This is a genomic window from Bradyrhizobium sp. DN3 (assembly GCF_041357655.1).
Classification (GTDB): domain Bacteria; phylum Pseudomonadota; class Alphaproteobacteria; order Rhizobiales; family Xanthobacteraceae; genus Bradyrhizobium.
The window spans coordinates 208643-229046 of the sequence record NZ_JAULLN010000013.1 but is presented as its reverse complement, the minus strand read 5'-3'; the positions used below and the strand labels follow the sequence as shown (position 1 = coordinate 229046).

Below are 20404 nucleotides of genomic sequence, written 5' to 3'. Positions count from 1 at the left end.
AGACTGAATCACTGATATCTCTGCGTCGCAACAGCCGTCTTTTTCAACAGAATCGACCCGAAGCGGAAATATTTGGGGCAGCCAGAGGGCTGCAAATCGACCTTGCACCGCTGCGGCCTTCTTTCGTGCCTCATGAGCGCAGATGAGGATGTAACGTGCCGGCGCGCCGCCTCAGGCAGCGCGCCGGCTGCGTCGCGAGCAGAGATCCGGGCAAAGAACGAGCTTGCCTTCAAGACCGCCAGCCTCGAGGCGACGGTGAGCATCGGCGACCTCCTCGAACGAGATCCGCTCGGCGATGCGCGGCCGGATGGCGCCAGTTGCCAGAAGCTCGAACAGTTGCTCCAAGTCCTCCTTGAACCAAGCGGGATGTCGCGCCCGCATGGCATTTACCGAGTAAAAGCGGGCTCGCTTGCCGCCGGGCAACAGTCTCCACAGGTAGAGGCGCGCGATCTCCATCAAGATAGGCAGCATTCGACGCTGTGCCTGCACGCTCGCCGAAAAGCCGATGGCACAGAGCAGGCCACCCGGTTTGAGCGCCGCGTATGAGCGGCGATAGCCGTCTTCGCCAACGCCGTCGACGATGACGTCGAACCCACCCGGCACAACCAGCGTGAAGTCCTCATGCTGGTAATCGATCGGCGTTGCCCCGAGGTCGTGGACGAGCGTCATGTGCTCGCGGCGTACAGTGCCCCACAGCTCGAGGCCGGCCAGTCTCCCAAGCACGAGCAGCGCCTGGCCGACCGCGCCGGCAGCCCCGTGCACGAGCACACGTTGGCCCCGCTGGACCTTGGCCGCGCGGTGCAGAAGCTGGTGCGCAGTCGTCCAGCTCAGGATCAGCGCAGCCGCTTCAGCCGCGTCCACATCCACCGGCACGCGGGCCACGTTGCTCGCCCGAAGCGTGCGATAGTCGGCGTTTGACCCGACTACCGTCATGTCGGCCACGCGATCGCCAATCTGAAAGTCGTGCACGCCTTGGCCGAGCTGATCGATTGCCCCCACCACGTCGTAGCCCATTACGAACGGCGGCCGGAGGCGCATCGTTTGCGGATATAGATGGCGCCTGATCAACACCTCGGTGTAGTTGAGGCTCGACGCGAGTACGCGAACGCGCACCTCGCCCGGACCGGCGGTCGGCAGGGGAGCGTCCACCACCTCCAATCTCTCGGGATCACCGAAGCGGCTGACCTGAACAACTCGGTTGCGCTGCTCCATCATGACCGATCTCCTTGGATGCCGACCTTCAGCGCAGAACGGTCAGGCTGCCGCCAGACCGCAGCAATGGAATTGATCCAGATCAAGCTTGAGGCTGCACTCTTTGGAATTCTCCTCCAGCCAAATGACCAACCCGGTTGTTTGGCGCCATCATTGCTCATCGGAGGGGAAAATGCCTGCAGTCATTATGCAGTTCGTTTCGCATCCAAGACCCGGTAGTGATCTTGCAACCGTCTTACAGCTGGCAAAGGACGGCGCGTCACTTTGGAGGAAACACGGGGCCGATGTCAGCTATTGGTCCGTGATCGGTGGCGAGATCGGGAACTATGCCTTCGTCGCTCGCTTCGATAGTGTCGAAGCTTATGGGCGTACCCTGGCGTCACTGGGCGCCGATCCGGCCTTCGTTGAATTTCAAGCCAAGCGGCTGAAGGCCGGGCAATCGGATTGGGTGCGCTCCAATGTTGCCGTCCAAGTCGATCTTTGACGGAGCGCCTTCGCCCAAATGCGAGACCGCCCTCGGGCGGTCTCTAGCTACGTAGTCGATGTCGGCTGTTGGACACGCGGTCCCGCCCGCGGAAGGTCATCTTGTCACCCAACTCGGACTTGGGCGGCTGCGAAAATTGGTCGCGTCGATTGCTTGCCCCCATGTTGCAATCGAAAGGCAACGCGAGAGCGCGGATTCCACTGAGCGCAATCGGTCAGGACGGTTGACGCTGCGTTTCCTGACATGATGCTGACGCCCGCCACGTTTCATGCTAGCATTCGAACTTCTCGGATTCAGTCGTGACCTTCATTAGAGCGGGAATGCGTTGGCGGTGAGCCCACGCAGAACTCGATATTTGCAGGAGAAGGCGTACGCAGGTCATCCCCAACTCACGGCAGCTTTACGGCAGAAGCCTGAAGCGTCCGCTGGACCTAAGGAGGAACCAATGAACTGCACCAACCTGAGCATCGTCCCCGCATCTACCGCAGCATTAAGACTAGCCCAAATAGCAGTTTTTGCTGCGGCGTTCATGTCCTTTGCCCCCGCCGCAGTTGCGGGAGAGCCGATTGAAAAGAAGGGGACTACTCCCTACGTGACGCATTTCATTTTTCGGCCATTGATGAGCGTCGACACCGGCGAACTTGGTAAGGCCACTACGCTGGAGGCGGTCGGGACCACGCAAAATATGAAGGGAGAGAAGATGCTGGACAAGATGTCGGCACGTTGCGTGGCGCTCAACGTCGCATCCGGCGAGAAGAAATATATTGATGGCGCCTGCGTGCTGACCGACGTCGATGGGGACAGGATTTTTTCGACGTTCGATACCCGCGACCTCGACAAGTCTCAGCCAAAGATGGATTGCGGCACCCATATCATCACCGGCGGTACCGGGAAATATAAGGGGATTTCCGGGAGCGAGCCATTTGCTTGCATCGCGATGCCTGCGCTGGCCGGCCCGGGCGATTATTTTGCGATGGACATCCCGCACAACACCTCATGGGAGATCAAATAATACGGATAAACCGAGGCCTCCTTCGAGGCCAGGGTGCCCAGAACACCCGCGGCTCAGCCAACCAAACGAGGAGCCCGGCCCAACAGCCGGGCTCTCGTCTTTCTGCCGATACTCATCGGCAGAGAGAGAATGCAACAGGCCGCGTCGCTTGAGCGGCACCCTTAGCGTTGCCGATACTAACCTCCTGCAGACCAAAGCGGGCATTAACGTCTGATGTTGGCCCCAAGCAGCGGTTAGGGGATGTCCGCTATTCCGCCGCTGTCAGGGGAGAAGCAGACATCCGGTAAACCGGCCAAAAGCGACGCGATTGACCCAACTGCGACATCGGCGCCGTATTTCGGCGCGCCGCAACGGTTCGGCTTACCATCTCCGCCCATCAGGCATAAAATGAGCCGACGTCCGCGAGCGGTCGTGCCTGGCCAGACATCGTGGCAGCTCGGACGCCCGTTGGCAAAGATCTGAGGTTTGCTCAGCGATCCACAGGACGAATGCTGTGACCGAACCCGAACGTTTGGAAGGCGTTCCTGGCCGCTACTGGCACCGGCTCGAAGACGGGCGCATCCAGTGCGACATCTGCCCGCGCTATTGCAGGCTCAACGAAGGCCAGCGCGGCCTGTGCTTCGTGCGTGGCCGGCAGGATGACCGGATCGTGCTCACGACCTACGGCCGCTCCTCGGGTTTCTGTGTCGATCCAATAGAGAAGAAGCCACTGAACCACTATCTGCCCGGAACTCCCGTGTTGTCGTTTGGTACTGCCGGGTGCAACCTGACGTGCAAATTCTGCCAGAACTGGGACATCTCCAAAGCGCGAGCGCTCGACCGGCTCCAGGACGCAGCCTCGCCGGAAGATATTGTCGAGGCCGCGATTGCGAACGGCTCACGCTCCATCGCCGACACCTATAACGACCCCGTCGTCTTCCTCGAATATGCCGTGGACGTTGCAAGGGAGGCGCGCCGGCGCGGGATCAAGAACGTGGCGGTCACAGCGGGCTACATTGACGCGGCGGCGCGGGAGGAGCTCTACACTTTCATGGACGCCGCCAATGTCGACCTCAAGGCGTTCACCGAGGCATTCTACAAACGGCTGTGCACCGGCCATCTCGGCGCCGTCCTCGAGACGCTCGAGTATCTGAAGTACGGGACGAATGTCTGGTTCGAAATCACAACGCTGCTGATCCCGGGTCACAATGACAGCCCGGACGAGGTGAAAAAGCTGAGCGAATGGGTGATGACAAGGCTGGGACCTGACGTGCCCTTACATTTCACCGCCTTCCACCCTGACTACAAGATGCTGGATCTACCCCAGACGCCGGCCTTCACGCTGACGACCGCTCGCGATATCGCGCGCAAGGTGGGACTGCATTTCGTCTACACCGGGAATGTCCATGACGAGAGAGGCCAAAGCACGTACTGTCCGAGCTGTGGTGAGCGGATCATCGGTCGAGATTGGTATGACATCACGACTTGGCGGCTCACAGGCGACGGCCGCTGCGGTGTTTGCTCCACCGCAATCCCCGGCTTGTTCGAGGCACGCCCCGGCAGCTGGGGGCAGCGGCGCGTCCCGATCCGGATCGGCAGACTGGAACGTTCTTGAGTGAGGATGATGCCGGCGTCGAGGCGCCTCAATACTGCGTGTTGGAGCAGGATTCTGATCAGGAGGCCACGATGAAGATTGACAGCACCATATTTGGCGCGATCACGATTGATGGAAAGACTTATGAGCACGACGTCGTCGTTCGCCTTTCCGGCGAAATTGTGAAGCGGAAAAAGAAGCTATCAAAGAAGCTGTATGGTACCTCGCACGTGCTTTCAAAAGATGAGGCAAAATTTCTCTTCGAGAAGGGGTGCGACCAGGTCGTCATCGGCTCGGGTCAGATGGGCAACGTACACCTATCACCGGAAGCTGAAGCCTATTTCGAAAGAAAGGGCTGCGAGGTCGTGTTGAAGCCGACACCCGAGGCAATCCGGATGTTCAACCGCTCACGCGCAAAGAGAATCGGACTCTTTCATGTAACCTGTTGAAAGAAATGCTCGGTCAAGCTGTTCCGTTGATAGTGGCAGACCAGCCTGATCCGGCTTGCGTCGTCCTGATACGGACGTAGCCGCGGAAGATGATGCGGCCGTAGTCGCGACGGCGTACCTTGAAACGCCCGCGTCATCACACTATAGCCAGCCAACGGCGCTGTCGCTCTGTGAGAGGTCCAGCGATGCCGGCAGATCATGATACGCGCCATGGTACGCGCCCTTTGGGTCGAACCGGCATCGATGTGCTGCCCTTGGGCATCGGCACGAACAAATGGCAGCGTGCCGATCGTGGGGCCGTGTTGGAAACATACAGGACCATTCATGATGCCGGCCCGTGCATGATCGACACGGCTGAGATCTATTTCTCGGAGCGCGTTGTGGGGGACTGCTTGCGCGCTGGTCCCACCCGCGCGGTGATAGCATCGAAATTCCTTCCCTTTCCGGGCCGAACCTCTCCGCGCCGCCTGATGAGCGCGCTTGACGGTTCACTCGCGCGCCTGGGCCTCGAGACAATCGATCTCTACTATGTTCACTATCCGCTGCCCTTGATCGACGTGGGAGTGTTCGCCGAAGGTTTGGTCGAAGCGGTGAAGTCCGGCAAGGCACGCGCGGTCGGCGTGGCAAATTTCAATGCGGACCAGATGCGACGCATCGCCGATCACCTCGCAAGGGCAGGCGTTCCGCTCGCCGCCAATCAGGTCAACTACAGCCTGCTCCGACGAGCAGCGGAAACAAATGGCGTGCTCGAAGCCTGCCGTGAGCTCGATGTGGCACTCGTAGCATACTTTCCGCTTGCGTCCGGCCGCCTCACGCAGCCGTCGGACAGCATGGACACGAAAGCGCTGATGACGTGTCTCGCCGATATTGCCGGCGCGCACGACGCCAGCATCAGCCAGGTCGCCCTGAACTGGCTGTTGGCGCGCGACAGTCACGTGATTCCCATCCCCGGCGCGACCAAGCCTCATCACGCCAGGGCCAATCTCGATGCACTCGGTTGGCGCTTGAGTGAGGCCGATTTCGATGCGATCGACCGAGCCTCAGCAAAGCGTAGAACATGAATCCGGCGCCTTTCGTCCCTCCACATTAGCGATGACCCGCCGCTTGAAGCGGCGCGATCGGTGCCCCGCTCGCCTGGCTCTTGGATATCCGGAAATGGCCCGCAACGGACCTGCCGGGCCCGCCGGATGATCTCCGCCTTAGGGACCAAAGCGGAAGCGCCTGAATGTCTGCGCGATGTCGCATTTTGGACTCCAGAGGTGAAGCCGTAAGGAGGGCGCTGCCGCCGCAAGGACATTGAACGTTTGGAACCCTCATGCGTTAGCCGGGCGGATGAAAGCCGGATGCGCCATCCGGCATGACGATGCGGCCACGGAGTTCGGTTCTTGCTCAAGCTGTACAGATGGCCATCCGACGATTGGCAGAGCATCGGCGCGGAAATGCCCTCGGAGGTCATCTGGGCTGATCTCTTGAACGCGACTGAAGAGGAAAAGCAGTTCGTCGAACGGCTGCTCAGGATATGTATTCCGTCCAAGGAGTCCCTCAGCGCGATCGAGGCGTCGAGCCGGCTGATCCTCGACCACGGCACGCTCTATCTCAGCTCGCCGGCGGTCCGGCTCTCCGAGGACAACGAGGCCGAGATCACGCCGGTGGGATTCGTCATCGGCCCGCGCGTGCTGGTGACGGTGCGCTTTGCCGAGCTGCCGATCTTCGATGACGTCGGCAAGCGCATCGGCTCCGACGACAGCCTGGAGAACGGCATGTGCGTGTTCACCAGCCTGCTCGAAGCCATGATCGAGCGTGGCGCCGATGTTCTCGAGCATCTCGGCGCCAAGGTGGACAGGCTCTCGCGGGGCGTGTTCAAGGGCGGGCTGATTCGCACCCAACGGCCGGTGCGCTCCAGCCGGAGGATGCGCGAGGCCCTGGAAACCATCGGCGAGCTGGCCGATCGGCTGGCCAAGGCGCGCGATGTCCTGCTTGGCGTCGGCCGCATCGCCTCATTTGCCGGCGATGTCGGCAGCGAATGGATCAAGGCCGCGTCGAAGAAGCGCCTCGAGGCGGTGTCGAAGGACGTCGTTTCGCTCAGTGACTACGAGACGCGACTGTCCGACAAGATCCAGCTGCTGCTCGATGCGGTGCTCGGCTTCGTCAACATCCAGCAGAACGAGCTGTTCAAGATCCTGACGATCGTGTCCGTCGTCGGCGTGCCGCCGACCATCCTGGTCGGCATCTGGGGCATGAACTTCAGGCACATACCCGAGCTGGACTGGATCTTCGGCTATCCGCTGGCCTGGCTCGCGATCATTGCCAGTGGCGTGCTGCCGCTGATCTGGTTCAAGCGGCGCGGCTGGTTCGATTGAAGCGGCGGCGCACCGTTTGAAAACGATGCGCCGTTGCTTGATCATGCTGCCTTGGCGTCGATGTTGCCGATCCAGTCGCGGGCCAGCGTCACGTCGGCTTGCGACAATTGATGGCCTGCCGGCAGGACCTTGTGCGTCACGCTCGCACCTGCTTGCGAGAGCAGAGCCGCGAGATGGGCTGAATTGCTCGCCGGCACGATCGGATCGGCCTGTCCCGAGAGGAGCAGAACGGGCTTGCCGCCAAGCGCGGCCTTGGGAGGATCCGACAGTGGCACCATGGCGCGCAACAGGATCGCGCCCGCAAGCACCTCCGGCTTCAGCAGCAACAGCGCTGCGGCGATGTTGGCACCATTGGAGAAGCCGACTGCGACGGGCGCCGCGATACTATAACGTTGCCGCGCCTCCGTGACGAAGTCGCCGAGCTCGAGCGCGCGGCGGCGCAAATCGTCTTCGTCGAACACGCCCTCGGCGAGGCGGCGGAAGAAGCGCGGCATGCCGTGTTCGAGCACGCGGCCGCGCGGCGAGAGCAGGGCGGAGCCGGGCGAGATCATGCGGCCGACGCCCAGCAGGTCGTCCTCGTCGCCGCCGGTGCCGTGCAACAGCAGCAGAGGAGGGGAGCCCGCGTTCGCAGCGGGCTCGAAGCGATGGATGAATGCACTCTCGGTCACGACGCGGTCTCTTCCAGGTTCGGCAGCACGCCCTCGATCTGCTTGCGGTGTTGTTCGAGGAAGCTCGGCAGCTTCAGGTCGCGTCCCAAGGTCGCGACGGGTTCGTCGACGGCGAAGCCGGGGATGTCGGTCGCGATCTCGAACAGCACGCCGCCGGGTTCGCGGAAGTAGATCGAGCGGAAGTAGTTGCGGTCCCTCTGCTCGGTCGGGTGCAGGCCGTGATTGTTCACGAGCCTCTCGGCCATCTTGCCCTGCTCGGCGTCATCGGCCGCGCGGAAGGCGATGTGGTGCACAGAGCCGCCGCCCTGATGCCCGCGCAAAAAGCCCTTGGCTTCGTAGATATCGACGATGCTGCCTTTGGCATCTCCCGGCGCCTTGAAGCGGATCACCGAGCCCTCGCGTCCGGTCTCCTTGAAGCCGAGCACGTCGGTGAGGACGGCCGCCGTCTTTGCCGCGCTGTCGAGCAGCAGCGTCACGCCATGGAAGCCGCGGATCGCATGCTCGGCCGGCACCTCGCCATTGCTCCAGCCGGGCTCGTTCTCGGCGCCGGGAATGCCGACGAGCGCGAGCGCCATGCCATCAGGGTCGGTGAAGGGCAGCACGGCTTCTCCGAAGCGCTTTTCCAGGGCTTCGTAACGAATGCCCTTCTCGGTAAAGCGCTGCGTCCAATAACCGAGCGAGCGCTGCGGCACGCGGAAGGCGGTCTGATGGGTTTCGCCGACGCCGCGGCGTCCTGCCGAAACGCCTGCCCACGGGAAGAAGGTCAGGATGGTGCCGGGCCGGCCGGTCTCGTCGCCATAATAGAAGTGGTAGGTGCCGGGATCGTCGAAATTGACCGTCTTCTTGACGAAGCGCAGGCCGAGGTCCCGGGTGTAAAAGCCAAAATTGCGGATGGGGTCGCCGGCGATCGCGGTGACATGGTGCAGTCCAAACATGTCGTCCTCCAAAATTCGGGGAGCGGTCTTGCTCTGGCCGGAAATATCGTTCCGCTTTGGATTGGGGACAATCCATGCAAATATGACGGCTATGTCTATGATTTGGAAACAATCGCTGGGGCCGGCTCTTGGATAAGCTCGGCAGCCTCCGGGCCTTCGTGAAGGTGGTCGAGAGCGGCAGCTTTGCCGAAGCCGGCCGGCAGTTGCGGCTGTCGCGCTCGGCGATCAGCAAATACATCGCCGACCTCGAGGAGAGCCTCGGCGTCCAGCTTCTGAACCGGACCACGCGGCACGCGAGCCCGACCGAGAATGGCCAGCGCTATTTCGAGCGCGCGGTGGTGATCCTCTCGGAGATCGAGGCGGCCGACCAGGCCGTGACGCAGGCTCAATCCGCGCCGCGGGGGCTGCTCCGCGTCAACGCGCCGATGTCGTTCGGCACGATGCGGTTAGGTCCCGTGCTTGCCGATTTCATGGCGCGCTATCCCGAGCTTCAGCTCCAGATCGTGCTCAGCGACGATCTGCTCGATCCCGTCCAGGACGGTTTTGACGTGACGTTGCGGATCGCGGAGCTGGAATCCTCCAGCTTGATCGCGCGCAAGATCATGCCGATCGCGCGCATGATCTGCGCTTCGCCGGATTATCTTGCGCGTCACGGCACGCCAAAGCATCCGCAGGATCTGCGCGAGCACGCCTCGCTGACCTACGGTTTCCTGCTCACCGGCAATCAGTGGAAGCTCACCGGGGCCGACGGCGATCACTGGATCCAGCCGGCCTGGTCGCTCTGCGTCAACAATGCCGAGGTGCTGCGCGACGTTGCGATCAAGGGCAGGGGGCTCGCGCTGCTGCCCGAGTTCATCGCCGCCGATGCCTTGCGGAAGGGGGAGCTGCAGACGGTGCTGGACAATTATTTCGCGCCGCCGCTCGCGCTCTATGCGGTCTATCCGCCGACGCGGCATCTGTCGGTGAAGGTGCGGCTGTTCATCGATTTTCTGGTCGAGCGTTTTGGCCGCGACGAGGACGAAGCCGGCGGGCGCAGACGTGCGGAGGCTAGGTGACCGGATACTATTATACCGTGACGGAAACCTGAACTTTCTTCCGATCGCTGCGGACTCATACTTGCGTCCCGACTTCGCGCTTAGGACCAGAGAGCGTCGGCCGCTGCCGGGGCGTCGCCGAGGGCTCTCTTTCGTGCCGCTGCGAAAAGCGGCGGCATGATGTGTAGCTCGCCGGCCTTCTCGACTTGATTTCAACAAGCGCAGGAGGAGCCTATGCGGAAGTCTCTCACCTTTTTCCTTTCTGGCGTGGCATTGACCGTCGCGGCGTCAACCGCCGTAGCCGGCGAGCGCGTGCTGGAGTTCAAGCTGGTCACAAAGCCGATCGACCTCAAGGTCATAGAGGCCGCAAACGTCGAAGGACAGACGGTTGTGTCCGGTAAATTCTTTGGGGTCGCCGTCTTCAGCGATGGCCGTATCGGCGTGAAGGAGTTCGTCAACACTTCGGACTTGCTCAAAGGGTCGGGCCCCTTCTTCGGCTATAGCACTTACACGTTCGAGGAAGGCTCGATTACGGCGCGCTACACCGGTTCGGCCAAAGACGGCAAATCAACGGGCGAGTACACGATCCTATCGGGCACAGGTGCTTATGCGAACGCCACGGGTACGGGAACGATCGAAAGCGCGCCGAACCCGTTCAAAGGCGTCAACCTGCTCAACATAAAGCTCGTCGTTAAAACGCCCGGCTCATGACAGCGCAATGTTCACAGGCCCCACACGAAGGATGTTGATCCCTTGTGTGGCGTCCCGGCCGGCGGCACATTGCCGGCCGGGCGACCTGCTGAAGAACCAACTGGAATCGTAAGATTGATCTAGCTTGGCCAGCTGACCGTACCATCGTCAGCGGTGCGCGCCCGGGTCTCGCAGAGGTCAATGCGCAATTCAGTTGTCGTGGTCAACGGACGTGGTCGCCCCACTGGTCCTGATCGTAGGCCTGCAGGATGCGGACAAAATCGGCCATGCTCGATTGATCTCGGTTTTCGGCCACAGCCGCAACCTGAGTGTCGGAAGCGGGCTGGCTCCCTTGCCAAAACCGCACGAGGAGACCGGCGATGTTTCTCATGGCGTACTCTCTGCAGCCAACTGTGACAGTAGACATCAAGTACTGGAGCGGCATCGCGCCGTTCGATCAGGAGAAAGGCCGGCGGGCGTTACGCCGCCGGACTTGTCCTGCAACTGCCGGCTCGCGGGGCCGGTTCCGTTGCTTTTCACCCTGCGTTCATAGCTAGCACGGCGTAGTTGGTTGTCGCCATTGTGCGCGGGTATGACGTGACCATACTGAGGTAGGGTCAGATCGATGACTCGGGATCAGTCGACCCGGGGGTCGGCTAGCTCCCCGAACGCTGCTCGGCCGTCCGGAGCAGATCGTTCAGCGTGCGCATCGACGCCTCTCGAAGCGTGGCGAGTTCGCGGGCAGCGTCCTCGCACTCGGGCAGGGACATTGAGGGCGCCGCCAGCTCGATCTCTCGGCTGCGATCGAACAAGCGGACAAGCCCGAGTGCGCCTGCGGCACTGCCGAGTTGATGCGCGGATCGCGCCAGCCGCTTGGAATCGCCGGCCGTCGCTGCTCTGTCTATGTCCTCGATCAGCTTTGCGCTCGTCGTTTCCAGCAAGTGGTGGAGCTTTTCGATTTGCGCCGGGCCCAAAAGTTCTTTCTGGTCGTCGAGAAAATGCCGGTCGATCAACGCGCCGGCCGCAAGCTGTGTTGCGGTCGTCTCCAGCGCCGGATCATCCTCGATCGCTTCGCGCAGCGCGTTGATCAGGATCGGCTTGCTGACGACCTTGGCGATGCCGGCGCTTGCGAGCCGTTCGCGGGCGCCGCGCGACACGTCGGCGGTCACGGCGATGATGCGCGGCATCTTCGGCAGACCGAGCTTGCCGATCCGCGACGCCGCCTCCACGCCGTCCATGTCGGGCATGTGCAGGTCCATCAGGATGATGTCGAACGCCTGATCGCGGGCGAGTGCGACGGCTGAGGCGCCATTCGTGGCGATCATGGGGCTATGGCCGAGCCGGTTCAGGATGGCTTCGCCGACCTCGCAATTGACGGGATCGTCGTCGACCAGCAGCACGCGGAGCCGCCGCGACGGCAGCGGAAGCGCGTCCGGCGCGACGCCGTTTCCGGCGAGGCCAAGCGGCACTTCAAGCGTGAAGGTGCTGCCCGCGCCCGGCGCGCTCTCAACCGTCAGCTCGCCGCGCATCAGGCGGGTGAGGCGCCGCGCGATCGCAAGGCCGAGGCCGGTGCCGCCGAACCGCCGCGCGATGCTGTCGTCGGCCTGGACGAAATCCTCAAAAATCCGCTCGTGCAGGCCGGGCGCGATGCCGATGCCGGTGTCGCGAACGGCAATACGCAGCAGGACATGATCGTCGCGCCGCTCGGTCGCCGCGCTCAAGCCGATCCCGCCGCTTGCCGTGAACTTGATCGCGTTGCCGATCAGATTGAGCAGGATGCGATTGAGCCTGACAGGATCGCCGTGCACGGATGTGTTGACCGTCGCATCGCAGACGAGGTCGAAGGTCAGCCCCTTGTCGAAGGCCTGCGGACGCATCAGGTCGGCGGCGGCCTCGATGAGCTGGTCGAGACGGAAGTCGCGCGTCTCCAGCATTTCGGTAGCGGCCTCCAGGCGGGCATATTCCAGCACGGCGTCGACCAGCGCGATCAGGGTTTCGCCTGACGCAGCCGCAGTGGCGAGGTGGCGGCGCTGCACCTCGCTGAGGCTGCCGTCGTCCAGCAATTGCAGCACACCCATGACGCCGTTCAGCGGCGTGCGCAGCTCGTGGCTGACGACGGCAAGGAAGCGCGACTTGGTCTCGTTGGCCGCCACCGCTGCGCTGCGCGCGCGTTCGGCGGCATCGTGCTCGGCAAGCGCGTGGTCGCGTGCCTTTTCGAGCTCGGAGGTGCGCTCGATCACCTTGCGCTCGAGCGTCGCGTAGGATTCGCGCAAGTGCGCGGCCATACGGTTGAACTGGTCGCCGAGCGCTTCCAGTTCGTCACCGGTCTTGATCGCGAGCCGCTGGCCGAGGTCGCCGCTGCCGATCCGCCGCGCACCCTGCGTCAGGATCTGGATCGGCACGCTCATGCGCCGGCTGAGCCAGAGCGACACCAGGACTGCGAAGGCCAGCAGGATGACCAGGAGAAATGTCGAGCGGCCGATCGAGGCGTAGATCGGCGCGTAGGCTTCGGTGAGCGGCAGCTCGACGAACACCAGCCAGCCGAGCGAGGGCACCGTCGCATAGGTCGACAGCACGCGTTGGCCGGACAGATCCTCCTTGACCAGGCCGCTCGAGGGTGGGCCGACGCCGTCGAGCGCAGCACGGACATCGGCGTGGCCGGAGAGATCACTGCGCTGCAGCGCCCGCCACAGGTCAGGATGCGCGATCAACACCCCCATGCGGTCGACCACATAGGCTTTGCCGGTGTTGCCGACCCTGATCCCAGCGACGAGATCCCAGATGAAGCGCAGATTGACCTCGGCGACGATCACGTCGGGAGTGCGGCCGGTGCCGCGCGTCGCGAGCGTCATGAACGGCTCGGTATCGCCGAAGAAGTAGACGGGTCCGTAGTAGGCCCGGCTTTCAATGGCGCCGCGGAAGGCGGGCGAGGCGGAGAGATCGGCCTTGCTGCCGATCCTGTCGGCGACGCGACGCGATACCCGCACCTGCTCGCGGCCTTGCGCGTCGAGCTCTGCGATTTCCGCGATCGCGGGCGAGAGGCGCAGGAGACGGATGGCGTTCAGCCGCTCGTCCTCGTTGGTCGACAGCTCCGGGGGCAGGCGCGAGAGCCATCTGATCTGGCTCTCGATCTGGCCGATGAACTGGCCGATCTGAATGGCTGCGGACGCCGCCTGCTCGCGCTGAGTTGCCGCCAGCAGCTGCTTCTGCTCGCGATAGGAGAACCAGACGTCGAAGCCGGTGTTGATGGCGAGTGCGGCAAAGGCGAGGGCGACGATCGAGTAGAGATATTTTCTGAACAGCCGGCCGGGAGGCGTCCGCGAATGTTCCTGGTCGACCGCCTCGTTCACTCGCGGATCTCGTCGGCGCGGGCGAGCAGCGTGAATGGTATCGTCAGTCCCAGTGTGTGGGCGACCGTGCGGTTGATCAGCAGCTCGTATTTCCGCGGCGATTGCACCGGCAGATCGCCGGCCTTGGTGCCGCGCAGGATGAGATCGACATAATCGGCCGAGCGTACTTCGAGCGTCGGCCCGTAGCTCATCAGCCCGCCCACATCCATGAAATAATGGAACGGATAGATCGTGGGCACGCGATGGTTCGCCGCCGCCGTGACGACCGCTTTCCGGTTCACCACGAGAAAGCTGTCAACGAGGGCAACCATCGCCGCCTTGGGCGGGCCGGAAAAGCGCCTGATGGCGTCGTCGATCTCCACCGGCGCGTTGACGGGCGCGGGGATCGCGGACACGCCGGACGCCGCGGCTTCCTGCTCGATCGATTCGAGGAAGAAGCGCGCCCGCCGCGCGGGGTGGTCGCCGGGTTGAACAGGATGCCGATACGCGCGACATCGGGCACGGCCTCGCGGATCAGCTGAAGCCATTTGCCGCCCATCTCGGCGGTGCTGTTGGTAAAGCCGGTGACGTTGCCGCCGGGGTGCGCAAGGCTTTCGACGAAGCCGTTGCCGACGGGATCGTTGGCGGTGGCGAAAACGATCGGGATGGTCTTGGTGGCCGCAAAGACGGCCGCGGTTTCGATTGTCGAGCCGGTCAGGATCACGTCCGGCTTGAGGTCGAGCAGCTCCTGAACTGCCGTCTCCAGTCTGTTCGGTGCGCCGAAGGTCGAACGGACCTCGAGGCGGAAGTTGACGCCTTCGACCCAGCCTCGCTGTCTCAAGCCGACGATGAGGCCGCCCAGGCGGGAGGTCGCGCTGTCGATCATGCTCCGTCTGGTCAGCTCGTCGTCGAGCGGCAATGCGGTCAACGAAGCGACGATGCGCATGCGATCCGACGTCGCGCCGAGCGCGAGCCATCCCGCGGCGGTCGCGCCGGCAAGGCGAATGAAGCCGCGGCGGTCGACCGCGACGGATACGAAAGACCGCTCGGTCATGGAATTCGTTGCACGGTGGCTTTTCCCGAGCTCGATGCTTAGCGCGAAAGCCCGGTGCCCACAATTGATGAAAAGCGCATGTGAACGGTCATTCGCAAGCTTCGGCGGGCTAGCATCGCAATCATACGCCGCAACGACTCGCGATTTCGGACCTGACCTTCACCTTCAAGCATCGCGCGTTTCGATGCGCTGGTCGCTATTAGCGCCGCAGCGTGAACGCGTCCGCACTGCGCCGGTGCTCCCATTTCGCCTGCTCCAGCTCCGGCTGGTCGCATTCGGCCTCCGGATAGCCGATGCAGAGATAGGCGATGAACTTCCAGGTTTCAGGCACGTCGAGAATGCCGTGAATGCGCGCGGGGGTCAGGATCGAAACCCAGCCGATACCGATGCCCTCGGCACGCGCTGAGAGCCACATCGCGGTGATCGCAGCGACCACGGAATATTCCGTCGTTTCCGGCATGGTGGCGCGGCCGAGGCCGTGGCCGATATCGCTGGCCTTGTCCGCGAACACCGCGAGATGGCCAGGCGCCTGTTCGAGGCCCGACAGTTTCAGCGTCGCATAGCGCGCCGCGCGCTCTCCGGAGTAGCAATTGAGCGCATCGGCATTGCATGTCCTGAAATCGTCGATTACGGCACGGCGCCGTGCGGCATCGTCGACGGTGACGAAACGCCAGGGCTGGCTGAGCCCAACCGACGGCGACAGGCAGGCGGTCTCGATCAGTCGCGTGATGGCCCCCTCCGGCAGCGGATCGCTGCGGAAGCGGCGCACGTCGCGGCGCCACACAAACAGCTCGCGTAAATGCTGACGGAAGGTATCGTCGAACTCGACCATGAGGTCAGCGTCCCATCTGGAAGGCTGCTGCGACCAGCAGGATCAGGATCTCACCGAGCTGCTCGAACGCGCCGAGGATGTCGCCGGTCTGCCCGCCGATCTGGCGGATGGCAAGTCGCGCCAGCATGAACCCGGCGAGCGACAGCAGGATCAGACCGACCAGCGCCTTGCCCGGCCCGAGCGCGAGGGCGAGAGCGAGCGTCCCAAGTGCGAAGGCGATGGCGACACTGCGGCCCGGCGGTGGCCCCGCGCTCGCCGAAAGCCCATCCGGCCGCGCCGGAGGGACCAGCGACATGAAGGCCGGCACGCCGGCGCGGGCAGCGATGTGCGCCGCGCACAGCGCCAACGTGACCGCCCACGGATTGGCGATCGTGGCGAGCGCACTCCAGCGCAGGCCGAACGACAGGATCAGCGCGCAGACGCCGTACGTCCCGATCCGGCTGTCGCGCATGATCTCCAGCTTGCGCTCGCGGGTGCGCCCGCCGCCCAGCCCATCGGCGGTATCGGCAAGTCCGTCCTCGTGCAGCGCGCCGGTGATGAGGGCGGTCGCGGCCAGCGCGAGCAGGGCGGCAAGGTTTGGTGTCAGTCCGAACCGGCTGGCGATCTTATAGACCAACGCGCCGGCAAGGCCGACCAGCAGTCCCGCGACGGGCAGGGCCCAGGTTGCACGCGCGATGGCGCCGTCGCCTGCGGGCTTCGACGATGCTACCGGGAGGATCGTGACGAACGATGCCGCCATCCTGAGATCGGCGACGACGTCTTTCAAAAGTTCGGCGCGCGGCATCATTTCAATTTCATCGGCAGGCCGGCGACGACGAACTCGACCTCGTCCGCGACACCAGCAATGATCTGATTCATGATTCCGGCGGCGTCGCGAAAGCTGCGTGCCAGGGCGTTGTCGGGTACGATGCCGAGACCGACCTCGTTGGTGACGAGCACGACCGGGCTCTTGAGATGAAGCAGGGTGGCGGCAAGCTCCTTTACCTCGCTCTCCCAGTCGCGCTCCGCATGCATCAGGTTGGAGAGCCAGAGTGTCAGGCAGTCCACCAGCCGTGCGCCGCCGCCATCGCTTGCGACCAGCACCTGCACGAGATCAAGCGGCACTTCGCGTTCGAGCCAGTCGGTTCCGCGGCGAGCGCGATGCCTGGCGATGCGCGCCTCCATTTCGGCATCGAGCGCCTCGGCCGTCGCGATATAGACGGGCCGGCCGGAAAAGGCCTTCGCGCGTGTTTCCGCACGCGTGCTCTTGCCCGATCGCGCTCCGCCCGTGATCAAGATGACGGCCATGAAGGTCTCCTATCAGCCCTGACTAATCACCAAACACGGCCAAAGACAAAGCCGAAATCAGGCCTGTAGGGGCTTGCGCTCTGCCTTCGCTTTGCGCAACAGGGGCGGGACAGGAGGCAGGCGTGGGCTTTGCGGGCGCGATGGTGGTGGCGATGGCGGTGGATGCTCTCTTGGGCTGGCCGTCGTGGCTGTTCGCGCGGATCGGCCACCCCGTGACCTGGCTGGGGCGGCTGATCGGCGCCATCGATGCCGCCTGGAATCGCGCGTCTGATCCGCCGGCGCTTCGCCGCGGCGCGGGCATTGCCGGCGCGCTCGTGGTGATCGCGCTCTCCGTTGCGGTCGGCTGGATGCTTCAGTCCTTGCTTCCCTCGGGCTGGATCCAGATCGTGTTGGTCGGCGTCCTGGCCTGGCCGCTGGTCGCGCTGCGCTCGCTGCACGATCATGTCGCGGCGGTCGCAAATCCCTTGCAGGCCGGCGACATCACCGCTGCGCGCGACGCGGTCTCGCGTATCGTCGGCCGTGATCCCGCGGCGCTCGATGAGCCCGGCATCGCGCGCGCGGCAATCGAGAGCCTTGCCGAGAACGCCTCCGACGGCATCGTGGCGCCCGTGTTTTGGGGCGCGCTGTTCGGCTTGCCCGGCATCCTCGGCTACAAGGCCATCAACACGCTCGACTCCATGATCGGCCATCGCAGCGAGCGACACGAAACTTTCGGCTGGGCCGCGGCGCGCATCGACGATATCGCCAACTTCATTCCGGCGCGCCTGACCGGATTTCTATTCGTGTTGCTGGCGCCTTGGCGATCGGAGGCGCTGGCGTGCATGAGCCGCGATGCGGGCCGCCATCGCTCGCCGAACGCCGGCTGGCCGGAAGCGGCCATGGCGGGGGCGCTCGGCGTGCGCCTCAGCGGTCCGCGCATCTATCACGGCAGCATCACGAACGAGCCCTGGCTCAACGAAGACGCGCGCGATCCGCTCGCTGCGGACATCAATCACGGATTGGCGGTCTATCGCAGGTCCATGCTGCTTCTCGCGGGGGTGCTTGCGATCCTGGCCTTCGCGTGAAACAACGGGGCATGCGCGAGCACGGTGGAAATCTCGATCAGGCCCAGCAGCGTTTTGGCGGACGCGCTGAGGATTGGATCGACCTCTCGACAGGGATCAACCGCCTGCCTTATCCCATGGGCGAGGTAAGCCCGCGCGCCTGGAGCGCGTTGCCCTCGCGCGCCGAGGTCGATGCCTTGCTTCAAGCCGCGCAGCACGCCTATCGCACGAGCGCACCTGTTACAGCGATGGGCGGTGCACAGGCCGCCATTCAATTGCTGCCGCAACTGGCGCCAGCCGGTCGCGCGCGCATCCTCGCGCCGACCTACAATGAATATGCCGGGGTCCTGTCGGCTGCGGGCTGGGATGTCCAGGAGGTCTCGGGGCTCGACGCGCTGGCCGGCGCAGACCTCGCGATCATCGTCAATCCCAACAATCCCGATGGCCGCCGCCATACGCCGAAGGACTTGCTGGCATTGCTGCCGCGCGTCGGCCGTCTCGTGATCGACGAGAGCTTTGCCGACGCCGTTCCGCAGCTGTCGCTTGCTTCGCAGGCAGATCGGCCGGGACTGTTGGTGCTGCGCTCTTTCGGAAAGTTCTATGGCCTTGCCGGGCTGCGGCTTGGGTTCGCGCTCGGCAATGCGGCCGATATTGGCAAGCTTGCATCGATGTCGGGTCCATGGCCGGTCTCGGGGGCAGCGATCGCGATTGGCTGCCGCGCCTTGCGCGATGATGCCTGGGCCGAGGCTACGTCAGCGCGGCTCGCACGCGACTGTGCTCGCCTCGACGCCATGGCGCAGTCGCAAGGCTGGACGCTTGTCGGCGGCACGCCCTTGTTTCGTCTTTATGGAACGCCTGACGCGCGCGCCGCGCAGGAAAAACTCGCGCGTCGCCAAATCTGGTCGCGCGTCTTTGCGAGAGAGCCGGCATGGCTGCGCCTCGGACTTCCCGGCAGCGAATCCGAATGGATGCGCCTTGCCGAGGTGCTAACGCGCTAGCGCGAGCAATCCTTCGACATCGAGATGCTTTTCGATGTGATCGGCGAGGGCATCGAGCGCGTTCTCGACCCTGGCGTGATAGGGCTCGTCGCCTGCGGGAATATCGAGTTTTGCCAAGAACGCCTTGCGGAAATCATCCGACGTGAACAGGCCGTGCAAATAGCTGCCCTGCACGCGGCCATCGCGCGAGATCGCGCCTTCCGGCTCGCCGTTCAGTTTCGCAAACGGCCGCGCACGGTCGGGCCCATCGGTGCGGCCGATGTGGATCTCGTAGGCCTCGATCGGCTGATCCGTGGCGGCATGCACGGCCGCGACCCGCGTCAACGTCTTCTGCGGGCTCATCACCGTTGTCACGTCCAGCAGCCCGAGGCCCGGCGTGTCGCCCGCAGGGCCCTCGATGCCATCGGGATCAGCGACTCTATGTCCGAGCATCTGATAGCCACCGCAGAGGCCGAGCACATGGCCGCCCCGGCGGTGATGTGCGAGCAGATCGATGTCCCAGCCCTGCGCCCGCAAAAAGGCGAGATCGCCGCGGGTGGATTTTGAGCCGGGGATGATGACGAGCCTGACATCGCCAGGAATCGCTTCGCCCGGACGCACCATGACGAGATCGACGCCCGGTTCGAGCTTGAGCGGATCGAGATCGTCGAAATTGGCGATCCGCGATAACGCGAGACAGGCGATCTTGCATTGGCCCGGCTTTCGCGCATCGCGCAGGCCCAGCGCGTCCTCTGCCGGCAGCTCGCCGGCGCGTGCGAACCAGGGCAGCACGCCGAGACCGCGCCACGCAGTCCTCGCTTCGATCAGCTTGTAGCCGTCATCGAACAGCGTGGGATCGCCGCGGAACTTGTTGATGACAAAGCCCTGGATCATCGCGGCATCATCAGGATCGATCACGGTCTTGATACCGACGAGCTGCGCGATGACGCCGCCGCGGTCGATGTCGCCGACCAGCACGACCGGCACGTCGGCCTTGCGCGAAAAGCCCATATTGGCGATGTCGGCCTTGCGCAGGTTTACTTCGGCCGGGCTGCCGGCGCCTTCGACCAGCACCAGATCAGAGCGTGCCTTCAGCCGCTCAAAGCTCTCCAGCACGGCGCCCATCAGCGAAGGTTTCATCGCCGCATAGTCACGTGCACGGGCGGTTGCGATGCGCTTGCCGTGGACGACGACTTGCGCGCCGACATCGGTCTCCGGCTTCAGCAGCACCGGGTTCATGTCGGTGTGCGGCTCGACGCCTGCGGCGAGCGCTTGGAGCGCCTGGGCGCGGCCGATCTCGCCGCCATCGACGGTGACGGCCGCGTTGTTCGACATGTTCTGCGGCTTGAACGGCAGCACGCGCAGGCCACGTCGCGTGAAGACGCGCGCCAGGCCGGCAACGATGAGCGACTTGCCCACGTCCGAGCCGGCCCCTTGGATCATCAGCGCGCGCGCCATAGCGAGA

General features: G+C 63.9%; 21 protein-coding genes. 10 read left to right on the top strand and 11 right to left on the bottom strand.

Annotated elements, in window-relative coordinates:
• Positions 1–171 precede the first annotated feature (171 nt).
• Positions 172–1215: a medium chain dehydrogenase/reductase family protein gene (locus AAE027_RS20865; RefSeq protein ID WP_370988692.1), complete on the bottom strand. Its 1044-nt coding sequence runs from the start codon at positions 1213–1215 to the stop codon at positions 172–174.
• A 169-nt stretch (positions 1216–1384) separates the two neighbouring features.
• Here AAE027_RS20865 and AAE027_RS20860 point away from each other — a divergent pair, with 169 nt between their 5' ends.
• From AAE027_RS20860 to AAE027_RS20835, 6 genes are all read left to right on the top strand, one after another.
• Positions 1385–1696, top strand: a complete 312-nt coding sequence (locus AAE027_RS20860; RefSeq protein WP_245473470.1) for a hypothetical protein — start codon at positions 1385–1387, stop codon at positions 1694–1696.
• A gap of 445 nt (positions 1697–2141) precedes the next feature.
• The gene (locus AAE027_RS20855; protein WP_370988691.1) at positions 2142–2708 is read left to right on the top strand and encodes a hypothetical protein; all 567 of its coding nucleotides are present in this window, start codon (positions 2142–2144) and stop codon (positions 2706–2708) included.
• A 493-nt stretch (positions 2709–3201) separates the two neighbouring features.
• Positions 3202–4302, top strand: coding sequence for an AmmeMemoRadiSam system radical SAM enzyme (gene amrS, locus AAE027_RS20850; RefSeq protein WP_370988690.1), 1101 nt, complete (start codon positions 3202–3204; stop codon positions 4300–4302).
• Positions 4299–4730 (top strand): Mth938-like domain-containing protein, encoded by a 432-nt coding sequence (locus tag AAE027_RS20845; protein WP_370988689.1) that lies wholly within the window; start codon positions 4299–4301, stop codon positions 4728–4730. Before amrS ends, AAE027_RS20845 begins: the two co-directional genes overlap by 4 nt.
• A 185-nt stretch (positions 4731–4915) precedes the next feature.
• Positions 4916–5791 (top strand): aldo/keto reductase, encoded by an 876-nt coding sequence (locus AAE027_RS20840; protein WP_479714237.1) that lies wholly within the window; start codon positions 4916–4918, stop codon positions 5789–5791.
• Positions 5792–6115: 324 nt separating this feature from the next.
• Positions 6116–7090, top strand: coding sequence for a magnesium transporter CorA family protein (locus AAE027_RS20835; protein ID WP_370988687.1), 975 nt, complete (start codon positions 6116–6118; stop codon positions 7088–7090).
• A 41-nt stretch (positions 7091–7131) separates the two neighbouring features.
• On the opposite strand, the gene AAE027_RS20830 is transcribed toward AAE027_RS20835, so the two are convergent.
• Entirely contained in the window at positions 7132–7758 is a 627-nt protein-coding gene (locus AAE027_RS20830) for an alpha/beta hydrolase (protein ID WP_370988686.1), read from the bottom strand.
• Entirely contained in the window at positions 7755–8693 is a 939-nt protein-coding gene (locus tag AAE027_RS20825) for a ring-cleaving dioxygenase (protein WP_370988685.1), read from the bottom strand. Before AAE027_RS20825 ends, AAE027_RS20830 begins: the two co-directional genes overlap by 4 nt.
• A 128-nt stretch (positions 8694–8821) precedes the next feature.
• On the opposite strand from AAE027_RS20825, the gene AAE027_RS20820 reads away from it, so the two are divergent.
• On the top strand, positions 8822–9748 hold the full coding sequence (locus AAE027_RS20820; protein ID WP_370988684.1) for a LysR family transcriptional regulator: 927 nt from the start codon (positions 8822–8824) through the stop codon (positions 9746–9748).
• Between the two features lie 213 nt (positions 9749–9961).
• Positions 9962–10438, top strand: a complete 477-nt coding sequence (locus AAE027_RS20815) for a hypothetical protein (RefSeq protein WP_370988683.1) — start codon at positions 9962–9964, stop codon at positions 10436–10438.
• A gap of 202 nt (positions 10439–10640) precedes the next feature.
• Here AAE027_RS20815 and AAE027_RS20810 read toward each other — a convergent pair whose 3' ends face one another.
• The 7 genes from AAE027_RS20810 to cobU all read right to left on the bottom strand — a co-directional run bounded on the left by AAE027_RS20810 (position 10641) and on the right by cobU (position 16919).
• The gene (locus tag AAE027_RS20810) at positions 10641–10808 is read right to left on the bottom strand and encodes a hypothetical protein (protein WP_370988682.1); all 168 of its coding nucleotides are present in this window, start codon (positions 10806–10808) and stop codon (positions 10641–10643) included.
• Between the two features lie 265 nt (positions 10809–11073).
• On the bottom strand, positions 11074–13767 hold the full coding sequence (locus AAE027_RS20805; RefSeq protein ID WP_370988681.1) for a hybrid sensor histidine kinase/response regulator: 2694 nt from the start codon (positions 13765–13767) through the stop codon (positions 11074–11076).
• The gene (locus tag AAE027_RS20800; RefSeq protein ID WP_370988680.1) at positions 13764–14162 is read right to left on the bottom strand and encodes an ABC transporter substrate binding protein; all 399 of its coding nucleotides are present in this window, start codon (positions 14160–14162) and stop codon (positions 13764–13766) included. The genes AAE027_RS20805 and AAE027_RS20800 overlap by 4 nt, the downstream gene beginning before the upstream one ends.
• Complete coding sequence (locus AAE027_RS20795; RefSeq protein WP_370988679.1) at positions 14045–14800, bottom strand: ABC transporter substrate-binding protein; 756 nt, start codon at positions 14798–14800, stop codon at positions 14045–14047. The genes AAE027_RS20800 and AAE027_RS20795 overlap by 118 nt, the downstream gene beginning before the upstream one ends.
• 199 nt (positions 14801–14999) lie before the next feature.
• Positions 15000–15632 (bottom strand): 5,6-dimethylbenzimidazole synthase, encoded by a 633-nt coding sequence (gene bluB, locus AAE027_RS20790; protein WP_370988678.1) that lies wholly within the window; start codon positions 15630–15632, stop codon positions 15000–15002.
• Positions 15633–15636: 4 nt separating this feature from the next.
• Entirely contained in the window at positions 15637–16419 is a 783-nt protein-coding gene (cobS, locus tag AAE027_RS20785) for an adenosylcobinamide-GDP ribazoletransferase (RefSeq protein ID WP_370988677.1), read from the bottom strand.
• A complete protein-coding gene (gene cobU, locus AAE027_RS20780) occupies positions 16416–16919 on the bottom strand; it encodes a bifunctional adenosylcobinamide kinase/adenosylcobinamide-phosphate guanylyltransferase (RefSeq protein WP_370988676.1) in 504 nt (167 codons plus the stop codon). The genes cobS and cobU overlap by 4 nt, the downstream gene beginning before the upstream one ends.
• A gap of 122 nt (positions 16920–17041) precedes the next feature.
• Here cobU and cbiB point away from each other — a divergent pair, with 122 nt between their 5' ends.
• Positions 17042–17983, top strand: a complete 942-nt coding sequence (cbiB, locus tag AAE027_RS20775; RefSeq protein WP_370988675.1) for an adenosylcobinamide-phosphate synthase CbiB — start codon at positions 17042–17044, stop codon at positions 17981–17983.
• 11 nt (positions 17984–17994) lie between these two features.
• Positions 17995–18960, top strand: a complete 966-nt coding sequence (cobD, locus tag AAE027_RS20770; protein ID WP_370988674.1) for a threonine-phosphate decarboxylase CobD — start codon at positions 17995–17997, stop codon at positions 18958–18960.
• Here cobD and AAE027_RS20765 read toward each other — a convergent pair.
• Positions 18949–20397 (bottom strand): cobyric acid synthase, encoded by a 1449-nt coding sequence (locus AAE027_RS20765; protein WP_370988673.1) that lies wholly within the window; start codon positions 20395–20397, stop codon positions 18949–18951. The two genes, cobD and AAE027_RS20765, sit on opposite strands and share 12 nt — an antisense overlap.
• Between the last annotated feature and the right edge of the window lie 7 nt (positions 20398–20404).